Origin of the sequence: Mycobacterium simulans (assembly GCF_900232995.1) — a bacterium.
Taxonomy (GTDB): Bacteria; Actinomycetota; Actinomycetes; order Mycobacteriales; family Mycobacteriaceae; genus Mycobacterium; species Mycobacterium simulans.
This window is the reverse complement of record NZ_OCVX01000001.1, coordinates 80,888-93,669: the sequence shown is the minus strand read 5'-3', so window position 1 is coordinate 93,669 and position 12,782 is coordinate 80,888. Positions and strand designations below refer to the sequence as shown.

Annotated in this window: 8 protein-coding genes; 1 reads left to right on the top strand and 7 read right to left on the bottom strand. The window is 62.2% G+C overall.

Features of this window, described 5'->3' with window-relative positions:
- From MSIMFI_RS00405 to MSIMFI_RS00375, 7 genes are all read right to left on the bottom strand, one after another.
- Positions 1–3,093 (bottom strand): beta-ketoacyl synthase N-terminal-like domain-containing protein (locus MSIMFI_RS00405; RefSeq protein WP_191495708.1); only part of this gene is annotated, 3,093 nt, incomplete at its 3' end.
- Between the two features lie 136 nt (positions 3,094–3,229).
- Complete coding sequence (locus MSIMFI_RS00400; protein ID WP_224770019.1) at positions 3,230–3,703, bottom strand: chorismate--pyruvate lyase family protein; 474 nt, start codon at positions 3,701–3,703, stop codon at positions 3,230–3,232.
- Positions 3,704–4,404: 701 nt separating this feature from the next.
- On the bottom strand, positions 4,405–4,635 hold the full coding sequence (locus MSIMFI_RS00395) for an MbtH family protein (RefSeq protein WP_191495706.1): 231 nt from the start codon (positions 4,633–4,635) through the stop codon (positions 4,405–4,407).
- 172 nt (positions 4,636–4,807) lie between these two features.
- Positions 4,808–6,985, bottom strand: coding sequence for a xanthine dehydrogenase family protein molybdopterin-binding subunit (locus MSIMFI_RS00390; protein ID WP_191495705.1), 2,178 nt, complete (start codon positions 6,983–6,985; stop codon positions 4,808–4,810).
- A 7-nt stretch (positions 6,986–6,992) separates the two neighbouring features.
- On the bottom strand, positions 6,993–7,970 hold the full coding sequence (locus MSIMFI_RS00385; RefSeq protein ID WP_191495704.1) for an FAD binding domain-containing protein: 978 nt from the start codon (positions 7,968–7,970) through the stop codon (positions 6,993–6,995).
- 3 nt (positions 7,971–7,973) lie between these two features.
- Positions 7,974–8,564 carry a (2Fe-2S)-binding protein gene (locus tag MSIMFI_RS00380; protein ID WP_191495703.1) on the bottom strand — a complete coding sequence of 197 codons (591 nt, stop codon included), beginning with the start codon at positions 8,562–8,564 and terminating at the stop codon, positions 7,974–7,976.
- Positions 8,565–8,633: 69 nt separating this feature from the next.
- Complete coding sequence (locus MSIMFI_RS00375; RefSeq protein WP_191495718.1) at positions 8,634–9,221, bottom strand: hypothetical protein; 588 nt, start codon at positions 9,219–9,221, stop codon at positions 8,634–8,636.
- Between the two features lie 539 nt (positions 9,222–9,760).
- Here MSIMFI_RS00375 and MSIMFI_RS00370 point away from each other — a divergent pair.
- Complete coding sequence (locus tag MSIMFI_RS00370; protein WP_224770018.1) at positions 9,761–12,715, top strand: AfsR/SARP family transcriptional regulator; 2,955 nt, start codon at positions 9,761–9,763, stop codon at positions 12,713–12,715.
- The last annotated feature ends 67 nt before the right edge of the window (positions 12,716–12,782 follow it).

Below are 12,782 nucleotides of genomic sequence, written 5' to 3'. Positions count from 1 at the left end.
GGTGAGCAGGCGTACGGTGCCCGCCGACCAGTCGACGTGTGGGCTGGGACGATCCACGTGCAGGGTGGGCGGCAACACATCGTGGTTGAGGGCGGCGATCATTTTGATCAGGCCCGCCGCCCCGGCAGCGGCTTGGGTGTGTCCCAGGTTGGATTTGATCGACCCCAGCCACAGCGGTTGCTCGGGGCCGCGGTGGGCGCCGTAGGTGGCGATCAACGCGCCGGCTTCGATCGGATCCCCCAGGGTGGTACCGGTGCCGTGCGCCTCCACGACATCGACCTGGTTTAACCCGAGCCCGGCGTTGGCGGCGGCTTGTCGGATGACGCGCTGCTGTGCTAGCCCATTGGGGGCGGTCAACCCGTTGGAGGCGCCGTCTTGGTTGATCGCCGATCCGGCGATGACGGCCAGCACCGGATGGTTGTTGCGGCGGGCATCGCTGAGACGCTCGAGCACGACCGCGCCGGCTCCTTCGCCCCATCCGGTGCCATCGGCGGCGGCAGCGAACGCTTTACAACGCCCATCGCTGGCCAAGCCGCGCTGGCGGGCGAACTCGGTGAACGACGCCGGTGTGGTCATGATGGTCACCCCGCCGGCCAGCGCGAGGCTCGATTCACCATTGCGCAGTGACTGACACGCCAAGTGCGCAGCCACCAGCGATGACGAGCAGGCCGTGTCGACCGTGATCGCCGGCCCCTGCAAACCCAGCAGATAAGCCACCCGCCCGGAGGCCACGCTGGTGGCGCTGCCGGTCAAGCCGTAGCCCTCGGCCCCGTCAGAACCTGTATCCCCGTAGGGCTGTGCCCAGGTCCCGGCAAACACCCCGGTATCCGTGCCGACCAACCCGGCCGGATCGATACCCGCGGTTTCCAAAGCCTCCCAACACACTTCCAGGAACAACCGCTGCTGCGGATCGGTGGACAACGCCTCGCGGGCCGAGATGCCGAAGAACTCCGCGTCGAAATCGGCGGCGCTAGCCAGGAAGGCGCCGTAACGGGTGTAGGTCTTGCCCCCCGCGTCAGGATCGAGATCAAACAACTCCGCCAAATCCCAGCCCCGATCCGCCGGGAAAGCCCCCATCACATCGGTACCGCTACTGACCACCTCCCACAACGCTTGCGCTGAATCAATCCCCCCAGGAAACCGGCACGCCATGCCGATGACCGCGACGGGCTCATCCACCTGTGCTGGCGAGGGCGCCGTCACCGGTTTATCCCCTCCAGATAGTTCTCCCTCCAAATATTTGGCTAACCCTGCTATGGATCCGTGGTCCCATCCGACCGTGTCAGGCAGATTCAGGCCGGTTACCGTTGCTAATCGATTGCGCAGTTCGACCGTCATTTGGGAGTTGAAGCCCATATCCGAGAACGCGCTAGCGTGGTTTATCGACTGCGGATCGGCCTGGCCCAGCATTTCCGCGGTCGCTGTACTAACCGCGTCCACCACCAACCGATAACGTTCTTGCTGCAAAGCCGCCAGGCGCTCAACGAGCGACATTTTTGGAACATTCCCTGCAACATTCTCTGCAACCGTTTGATTTGTCGAAGCCGACGTGCCAGTTACATCCACCGTTGGGCCTGATCTGGGTGTCGTGGATGACAATTGCCAAATAGGCGTCGTCGGACTCTCCGCTCGTAGCACACTACGCATCAATTTTCCGGTACCAGTTCGCGGAAGCTGCTCAAGAATGGCAAAGCGGTGCGGCACTTTAGACGACGACAACCGCCCACGCAATCGCTGGTAAATCTGCTGAATTACCGCTTGATCAAGGATTGCGTCCCGCTGCGGGACGAGAAACGCCTGCAAGACGGACGCGCCCGTCGCCTCCTTCAGTCCGACAACCAAGGTCTCACCGACCGCGTCCTCTTCGAGAATGATCCGCTCGATCTCCTCCGGATTAACGTTGACGCCGCCGATGATTTCGACTTCATCCGCGCGCCCGTGATAGGTGACCCATCCTTCGCCGTCAACGCGCACCATATCCCGGGTGTCGAGCCAATTCTCCTCTTGTAGCAAAAGCGGTTCGTCGCGGTTCCAGTACCTCGGCGAGATCGATGGTCCTCGGACCCATAGCTCACCGACCGCTCCGGGTTCGGCGGTCGTGCCATCCGGCGCTACCACGCGTATCGCGTAAGGCGGGAGGACCTTTCCTAACGTACCAAGGCGCCATTCATCGACCCTATTCGAGACAAATGTTTGCCCCACCTCGGTCGAGCCGAGCCCATCCAGGATGGGAATGCCGCCGAAAAAGTCTTTGAGTCGCGTGGCGAGACCGAGTTCGAGGGCCTCTCCTGCTGACACTACGCAGCGAAGCGAACGGAACGAATCGGGCGAACAAGTATCGAGAATTCGTGAAAATAGAGTTGGTACACCGTAAAGCACCGACGGCGCAAATCTCTGACTGAGCTTAGCCGCCGATTCGGGAGTTACCGGTGACCGGCTGATGACTGCTGAGCTACCTGTCGCAAGCGGAAACCAGACCGAATTACCCAGGCCATACGCAAAATACATGCGTGCGCTGCTTAGCCCAACATCGTCGGGAGTGAGCCGCAACGCACGTCGACCCACTGCCTCGACAAACGTCGACACGTCGGCATGGCGATGCAGTGCAGCTTTGGGCGAGCCGGTGGTGCCCGAAGAATACGTGGCGTATGCAAGCGCGTCACCACGCATCGGCTCGTAGTCGGCCGGCTCGGCTCCCGTCGCATCGGATCGCAGCTCTGCTGCGGTCACAACGAGCGATCGCGAAAACCGGTCGTGCAGAGCGGCAGTCGTGACGACAAGCGCCGGCTCGGTGTCACGCTCCTGAAATCCGTGGTCATCAGGATGAAGCTCCGGATTCGCGACAAATGCCAAAAATCCCCGTGCTAGGCAGGCCAACAATAATTGCACGAGGTCCAGCGAATCCGGCAGGCACAACAGGACACGATCACCCCGGCGAAGGCCGTGGCTTCTCAGCACCTCGCCAAGCCGTAAAGCACCGTCATGGATTTGGCCATGAGTGACGATGTCCGGCGTGTGGTACGCAGGCGCGTCGCACCAGCCTTCTTTTGCGGCTCTCTTGGCGAGTGTTCTCGCGCTATTGCCATTCCGCATTATTTGATGACCCCATCAAGCTTGCTTGTGTGACCACGATGTGTCGCGCCGTAGCTTTCGAAGAGACTGTTGGCTGTTCGTTCATCCCGCACGGTCCAGTCATTCTGTGACCGTCCAGCCGAACATTCTCTGACGTTTAGTCCGAGAATGCATTTTGCGGGAAGTACTCTGTGATGGTCAGGGTTGGCTGACGTCCGATAAATGTGCGGTATCGACGCGCGACCGCCGGAAGTGAATCCTGATCTTCACCCGATATCGCCCACACGGGCAATTCAGCCATCCAAACCTTCGCTGTCTCTCTATAAGTTTCAATCCCGCTGCGTATCATTAGCTCGCAAAGAGGGCGATTCGTTGTTGTCAAGCTTGTCGCTAGTGCCGGTGGCAAAAGATCGACTGCTATCAATGCCTCGACAGCGACGAACGGGTGGCCCGAACGCCGGCCCTTGAGTAAGAATCTGCGTTGCACGGTTCGGCCGGTCGGCAATTGCTCACAATCGGCGGTCTTCGGCGCAGTGGAATGACTGTCCTGCTCAATAATCTCGACATCGATGTCGTCATCGGTGACGACGCCGAGAATCCCAGTGAGAGTTCCATTGGTTGCGATAAGCATGCGGAGATCACGGCTAAGCTCACGGAGCTCCTCCTCAACTAGAAGGCGTTTCCTGACAGGTCGTTTGCGGAGTGGGTTACGACACTGGGGCCTACGACTGCCAACGCTAGGGCGCGCGACATTGAAGACGCTGGTGAATTGAGGATTGGCGGCGTCCCCGATCATGGCGTTCTCCTCAAGCTGGAAATGGTCTCGACCATCCGACCTCGTCGGCACAAACAATCGGCCGGCAAGATCGGAACCGCTCTCGCGGTCCGCGGTGGAGGTTAGTGAGAGGAATTTAATTCACTCAGGCAATACCTTCCACGGGCAAATAGCCTCGACTGGAAGGCCTGAAGCGCGCAGAGTGCACATTGACTCCCCGGAATGCTCGCCGCGTGCCATGGGTGCGTCTAACGTATGAGTAGGCCGATTCCGAACGACCGTTGAAGTTGATTTTGATGCGCCCAACCGATCCCGATAATCACCACCACACCAGCCGTGCAGACACTTGCTTGTCGATTCCGACGTGCACGTGATGGCGCCTGGACCGACGTGAATGACAACTATGTGTGGGCATTGCGGGACGCCTGCGCCTGTAGGGTCGCGGTCACGTCGCCGACAAACTGGTGGTCGCGCCCAGAGAATTCAACCCGCACCGCATGCTTGGTCGGCGAGAGCCGTGCGCAGCGGGTGCGGCCGTAGGTCAGCCTTGTGGTGGCTTACGCCTCAACGGCCCGACGCTGGGCCAGCTTCTCGCGCAAGCTCTTCGGCCGAATGTCGGTCCAATTTTCGTCGATATAGTCCAGGCACGCTTGGCGCTGGGCCTCGCCGTAAACCACCCGCCAGCCCTCGGGAACCTCGGCAAAAGTTGGCCATAGGCTGTGCTGTTCCTCGTCGTTGACCAGGACGAAGAAAGTGCCGTTGTCGTCATCGAACGGGTTTACGCTCATTGGGCTCGGTAACCTTCCACTAGGTAAGCTTCCGCTTGTAGCGCGGTTTCGCTATCGACGATGTCTGGAGTTTCCAGAAAGATTATGCACGGCATCGACTAGCTGCTACGGACACAATAGCCAGGGTTCTACCCAGTAGCACGGCAGCATGCACACCCACCGGCCACCATTTTCACAGCAACTTCTCCACGGTAATGGGCAGATCAGTCACTCGCCTTCCGGTGGCATTGAACACCGCGTTGGCGATCGCCGCCGGAACCCCGACGATCACCAACTCGCCGAGTCCCTTGACACCGAGGGGATTGGCGACCATATCTTCTGCAGGCAAGAATGTTGCATCCAGCGCTGGCGCATCGGCGTTGACCGGAACCAGGTAATCGGACATGTTTGCGTTGACTATCCGACCGTCGCGATGATCCAGTTGGGTCGCTTCCAACAGAGCCATCCCAATCCCGCCGACCATGCCGCCGATCGCCTGACTATGCGCGAGCTTCGGATTGATCACCCGGCCCGCGTCGTAGCACGCATAGATGCGGCGGACCCGCACCGTCGCGAGTAGCGCGTCGACGGCCACTTCTGCGAATACGGCTCCGTAGGCGTATGTCGAGTATCGGTTCTCGGCATCGTCGGGTACCCATGTCTGTTCAGACTCCAGCCAGGGCCAGCCGCGTCGACGCAGGAGATCCCGGTACGACTCTGCGCGCTCTGGTCCGGCCCTCGAGATTGTGGACAACATGCGGCCATCGGTGACCGCCACGTCTTCGGGTCGCAGACCGTTTAGTGGTGATCCTGGGTCGGTCACTGCAGTGCGAATGAACTTGTCGCGCAGCATATTCCCAGCGGCGGACACCGCAGAACCCACGCTCGCCATGGTTCGAGACGCCGAATGCGGCGGTGCCTCCGGGAACCGGGAATCGCCCAGTTCGAATCGCACCCGGCTCAACGGCATGCCCAGTGCATCGGCGGCGACCTGCGTCATCGACGTATATGTACCAGGCCCCATGTCGCTGGTTCCGCTTTGCACCTCGGCGGTGCCATCGGCCAAAACCCTTGCGACAGCGCTACATACACTGCGATACGTGTGATAGGTGGCAACGGCCATACCGATCCCGAGTAGTTGATCCCCGTCGCGGGTGGCGCCTGGCAGTGGGTTCCGCCGTTGCCACTCGAACGTCGCTGCACCCTGCCTAAGGCACTCGGTGAGCCGCCTTGTGGAAAACTGCATCCCATTGGTCTGGTCTATATCGGGTTCGTTGCGCAACCGCAATTCGATTGGGTCAATACCCAGCTGGTGTGCGAGATCGTCCATGCCGCACTCCAGCGCAACCGCACCGCTGACCGCCCCAGGCCCCCTCATAAAGGTCGGCAGGTTGACATCCAGTGGCACAACGCGATACGTCGATCGCATATTCGGGACGCGATAGAGGAACCGCGCATTGCGGACGAGTGAGTCCTCATAGAGTCTGTATCTGGCTGTTTCCGTGCGACCATCGTGAATCATGGCGTCGATGCGCCCGGATGGGTCCGCCCCAATCACCATGCGCTGGCGGCTGGTAGGTCGGTATCCGATTCCGCTGTACATCTGCTTACGGGTCAGCACCAGCTTGACGGGTCGTCGCACCTGGCGAGCGGTGAATGCGGTCAGCAATTGATGCGGCCAGGTCTGGCTGGCACTGCCGAATGCGCCGCCGACGAATGGCGAGATCAGCCGTATGTTTTCTTCCGGCACACTCATCGCCTCGGCATACGACTGTCGCACTGAGCTGATGCTCTGGACTTTGTCCCAGACTGTCAGCCGGTCGCCTTCCCACTTGGCGATGGTTGCCGGCATTTCCATGGGATTGTGATTGTTGCGCGCGATGCTGAAGTAGAGATCTGTGACCACCGAAGCGCTACCCAGTGCTTGCTCCGGGTTGCCTCGGACGTACTCGCGGTTGAAACGGCCGGGTTGCGAAATAGCTTGCGGAGCAGCGATATCCGTCAACGACGGCTGTTTCGAGTAGCGAACCTGGACCAGCGCGGCTCCGTGGGCTGCTGCCTCGGGAGTTGTCGCCACCACCATGGCCAGCGGCTGTCCGAAGAAGGAAACCTTGCGTGCGTCGAAGGACAGTTTGACCTCGGCGAAGTCGGTCAGCACCCGAAGCACGTCACGCTGCCGCAGTGCAGCACCGATGTCGATGTGTTCGATGCCGCCGCAGGCGACCGTGCTACAGACCAGCGCACCGTACACCAACCCCGGAATCTCGTTGTCGGCCGTGTAGGCGGCTTCACCGGTCACCTTCCGCGGACCATCCACCCGGCTAATCGGCTGGCCGGAGACAACTCGCGCGGCGGCAAATGCGTGCGTCACGGCTTCATCATGGTAGGGCCGCCACGGTCGCCAATTGTCGCTCAACCACCCGCTTAACCAGTTCGACCTTGAAACCGTTCTCGCGCAACGGCGTTGCCCCGTCAGCGGCAAGCGCGGCGACACGGCGGAACACGTCGGCAGTGGCCGGCAGGCCCCGAAGTGCCGTTTCGACGGCTGGCAAGCGCCACGGCACAGTGGCGACCCCGCCGACGGCGACCCTTGCACCGCGTATGACACCGGCAGCGATGTCGAGGGCGACAGCCGCTGAGGCCAGTGCGAACTGATAGGACTCACGGTCTCGCACCTTGAAGAAGCCGGACCGACGGGTCTCGGGCCCGATCGGCACTTCGATGGCGACGATCAGCTCGCCCGGACGAAGGTTATGCTCTCGCTCAGGTGAGTCACCTGGTCGTCGGAACAGTTCCGAAATCGGAACGCGCCGTTCCCCAGAGATATGCCGAGTCACCACTATCGCGTCCAGCGCCACCAGTGCAACCGCGAGGTCCGATGGGTGGGCCGCGACGCAGTGTTGGCTGGTGCCAAGGATTGCGTTCGTGCGGTTACGTCCCTCGATTGCCGAGCAGCCCGTGCCTGGGGTACGTCGGTTGCATGCCGCCGACACGTCGCGGAAATACAGGCATCTCGTGCGCTGCAACAGGTTGCCGCCGATTGACGCCATGTTGCGCAGCTGAGCGGAGGCAGTGAGCAATATGGCCTGAGTGATCATGGGAACCCGTTGCTCGACGACAGGGTGCGCGCCGAGTTCGGAAATTCGCACCAAGGATCCGACGCGGATACTTGCGGGCTGCACATCGATCGACGTGTAGGGCAGAGCGTTGATGTCGACCAGCGAATCGGGACGTTCGACGGTTTCGCGCATCAGGTCGACGAGCATGGTGCCGCCGGCGATGTAACGAGCGCCGGCTGCCCCCGCCCGCAACGCCGACTGCTCGTCGGCGGCTTTGGTGTAGCGGAACGGGAACACGTGCTAAAGGTTCCGCGCCGCACTTGCGACTGCGTTGACGATGTTTGGGTAGGCACCGCAGCGACAAATGTTGCCGCTCATCCACTCTCGTATTTCCGCTGCGGAACCCGCGTGCCCTTCAGCGATACACCCGATACCGGACATGATTTGGCCGGGCGTGCAGTAACCGCACTGGAACGCGTCCTCATCGATGAACGCCTGTTGCAGTGGATGGAGTCGGCCGTGTTCGGCCAAGCCTTCGATGGTGGTGATCCGCGCTCCGTCGTGCATTACCGCCAGGGTCAGGCAGGAGTTGATCCGGCGACCGTCGACCAGCACGGTGCACGACCCGCACGCGCCCTGGTCGCAGCCCTTCTTGGTCCCGGGTAGTCCCGCTCGCTCGCGCAACATGTCAAGCAACGAGGTGCGGTTGTCGACGGTGATTTGGCGGTGCTCACCGTTGATCTCGGCGTGCACGACGGTGGTATGGCTTTGGTCATGATCGGTGCGGTCAGATCCGGCGACCGTGGTGGTGGCGGCGACGGCGCCGCCCAGGGCGGCGGACGCCCCCACGAATGTTCTGCGGTTGAGCCGAAGCCCGGGTCGGTCGTCCACGCATCCACTGTAGGACGGGTAGCTCGGAACGTACCGCAAATTCGGAACCCCGCCGAACCATGGCCGGATTCAGTCGCAGAAGGTGTAACCGATGAATTGGCCGTCACGGGGGCTGGCGACGGAGTAGTTGGTGTAGTGGACCGCTGGCATCCCCTGGTACTGGGTGTTCATTTCTTGCGCGGTGGCTGGCGGGGTCCCTTTCGGGAACGCCAGGATCATGTCAGCAAATACTCTGAGGCCGACCGGGCATCCCGAGTTGGCCCGCGGCGGCTGCGGATTCCAAGCATGGATTACCACCTGGTTGGTGAGTTGGTAGCCGCTGGCGCAGGTCGGCTGGCAGATCTTGAAAACGGCGGTGCCGGTGCCGTCGGCCCCTTGCGGTCCCCAGGAGGTCCACGATATGTCTTGCAGTGCAACGGCTGTACTGGCGCATCCCACGATGTTGAGCTTTATGGGACGGTCGGCCGGTGGGACCGAACGGTTGTAACATCCCGCGATTGCGACGCCGATCGACGTTGGGCGTGGGGGAGCCGGCGGAGACGGTTGAGCGGACTGCGCCGGCACGGTGTCGCGGTGCTGTGTCGACCGCACCCCGACGAAGGTGAGCCCGCCGACAAGGAGGGCAACCAGGACGACACCGGTCAAGATTCGCGACATCCACCGCGACCGACCGGATGAGACGGCATTGCCGTCGACCGGGGCAGCGGGCAAGCCACGTCGGTAGCCAGGACGACCCAACGAATTTCTCACGCTCACGATCACCAGATTTACCGCATCTGGGAAAAATCTAACGCTCCGGATTGGCGCGCACCACCGGCACCGGCGGGGGCGTCCGCGTAAGGGCTCGCGACGGGCCGGATTGCCACACCAACAGACCGCCGTATGAGGTCTCGCCGTAGACGTCATAGAGCAGATCCGGGGCTGTGCCGAACTAAATCTGTTGGAGCGGACGATGTCTCACACATCAGGGCTTTCGGTTGTATCGGAATCGACTAAAGCACACAGTAATTCAACACAAGGAGACGACGACGATATTACGGATGCGACTATTGGAGCGTTCCTCCGATCGCGCTCCGCATCGAGATTCCGTTGCATGCAACGTGTTCATCGTCGTTGCGAACAGCTGGGTAATGACCTGGCCCAGGAGACACCCGGAATCGTCGTATGCTAGGCGATACCTGCGTTTGGTATGCACTGTGGCAGAAAGGGTGTGTACCCGGTTGACGGTCGAGTTCCGGTTGTTCGGTGGCACACGAGTCCTCGTTGACGGGCGGCGACTGGATATCGGCCCTGCCCGCCAGCGTTGCGTACTAGTCGCGCTGCTGGTCGATGTGAACCGTCCCGTCCTGTTGGATCAGTTGGTCGATCGGGTGTGGTCGGATCGGCCGCCACATCGCGTCCGAAATACCCTGGCGGTGTACGTGCATCGGTTGCGGCATCTGCTCGCCGACGCCGAGGACGTGACGATTTCGCGCGATCTCGGGGGATATGTTCTTACCGCCGACCCGTTGACGGTGGATCTGCATCGCTTCCGGTCCATGGTCGCCCGCGCCCGGGCCAGCGCGGATCCGCATGAGGCCGCGGACTTGTATGACCGAGCGCTTGCGATCTGGTCCGGTGAGCCTTTCGTGTTGCTGAACACTCCATGGATAAACAACCTCCGCACCGCTCTACAGGCGGAGCGGCTATCGGTGGAACTGGATCGCAACGATGTCGCACTGCGCATCGGTCGACATGACGCTGTGCTGGTCGAGTTGGCCGCGGCGCAGGTCACCCAGCCTCTCGACGAACGCCTTGCCGGGCAGTTGATGCTGGCGCAGTACCGCTGCGGCCGGCAAGCCGATGCGCTGGACACCTACCGCCGGATCCGGGACCGGCTCGTCGAAGAGCTTGGCATTGACCCTGGGCCCGCGCTGCGGCAGGTGCATCAGCAGATTCTCGCCGGCGAGACGGCGGTACCCGCAGCGACGCCGGTCGATCAGGTCCTGGTGCACCCACTGACCGCCGAGCGCGCACATTCAGGTCTGTTGCGGCGCGCGACCAGGTTTATCGGCCACGAACACGAGTTGAGCCAGATCACCGACGCACTGCACAAGGGCCCGTTGATAACCCTCACCGGGGTCGGCGGTGTCGGCAAGACGCGGCTGGCCGTGGAGGTCGCGCGACGCGAACAGACCCGTTTCGCTGCCGGTGTGTGGATCTGCGAACTAGGTCCGCTAGACCACGGCAACGCCATAGGCTCGGTCGTCGCGGCGGCGGGCCGGGTGTGGCGCCAGCAAGGCCTGGATCTCGAGGAATCGGTGATCGAATACCTTCGTGCGCACGAGGTCCTATTGCTGCTCGACAACTGCGAACACGTGCTAGACGCGGCCGCGGGGTTGGTGGCCCGGATCGTTCAAAACTGCCCCCGCGTATCGGTGTTGGCGACTAGCAGGCAACCGCTCGGCGTAGAGGGTGAGCAAATCGTCGTCGTTCCACCGCTTCCCGCCGAAGACGCAATCCGATTGTTCGCCGATCGCGCCAAGGCCAGCAGACCGGACTTCACCCTGGACGACCAACCAGCCGGTGTCGTCGCCGAGATCTGTTCGCGGGTGGATTGCCTGCCTCTTGGCGTGGAGCTGGCGGCAGCGCGGATGCGGATTATGAGCACCCTCGACCTGGCGCGACGATTGGACGACCTGCGTCTGTTGGACGGTTGGGTGCACGGAGCCCATCCGCGCCAACAGAGTTTGGCCGCGACGATCGCGTGGTCGTACCAACTGCTCACCGAAACCGAGCAAGCGTTTTTCGCGCGGCTTTCGGTTTTCGCCGGCTCTTTCGACCTTGAAGCTGCCCACCGAGTGTGCGGCGCCGACGGGGCGGCCGAGCGCGACACGCTCAAGTTGCTGTCAGGTCTGGTCGACAAGTCGATGGTCGTCGTCCGCAGTATCACCGACCGGACACGTTATGGTGTGTTGGAAACTCTGCGCACCTTCGGACGAGAGCGCTTGCAAGAGAGCGGAATTGAAGCGCAGTACACGATGCGGCATGCGGTCTACTTCGCCGAACTGGCCGAGCGCGCAGGGGCCGGCATGCAAAGCCCGCAGGAACGGGACTGGGTTGAGCGGGTATTGCCCGATTACGACAATCTGCGCACGGCGTTGGATCACGCAATGGATGAACACGACACCGACGTCGCGCTGCGATTGGGCGCCGCAACGCCGGAGGTCCTGGGCTGGCGCATCGGGTATGAAGAGGCCGCTGTGGCCGAACAAGTAATCGCCATCGCCGATCCTGATCATCCGCTGTTCCCCGCTGTGGTGGGCGCGGCCGCCCGGGTCGCGTGGAATCATGCCGACTTTTCTCATGCAAAATCTCTGGCGGCCTTGGCGCGGAAGCGGCGCCCGCTCCGCGGCACCGCGCGCGTGGTGTACCCGACAGACGTGCTGGCCGATATTGCGCTTTTCGAGGGTGACACCCAGGGAGCATCGGCGTACTGGGAAGCCGAGGCGGAGCGCGCCCGGCGCGAATCCGACCGCATAAGGCTGGGCTGGACCCTCTATCTCTTCACGATCTGTCAGGCACTGCTGGGACATCCCGACACAGCCCTGTCGTCTGCGCAGGAGGCGGTGGAGGTGGCAAACGACACGGCTAACCCAACGACACAGGCGTTGGCCTACTTTGCGCTCGGTTATCTACTGAGAAGGTCCGAACCCGAACGGGCGCTGGGCTTGTTCGACGATGCCGCGCGGCTGGCCGCGGGTGTCCAGAACTATTGGGTGTATGGCACCGCGCTGATGGGAGCCGCGGCGACCCGTGCCGTCCACGGGGAACCGCGAGCGGCGGCGCAGATGTTGAGCGCGGTCCTTGATCATTGGGACCGGTTCGGCGATGTGACCGAGCAGTGGGTCGCCCTACGCTACGTCACGCGGTTGTTGTTCCGGCTCGGCAACCACAACGATGCTGCCTTCCTGCACCGCGCTCTGATGAATGCGGGCAAACCGTCGCCATTGACGCCGTCCCAGCTGGATGTCGTTTTCGATCGGCTGGGAGCAGCCTGCCTCGACACCGTCGGTGTGCCGAGCAGCAGCGCGGCGGTTTTCGCGCGGGCGCGATCAAGCCTGCAGTGGCATGTTGAACACGCCGCCCAGCCCTGTGAGCAGGGAATTTAATAGCTTGACAATGGCGTCGCGCCAGCAGGCAGGCACCATCTACGGCTGAGGGGCTCGATTTGGCGGA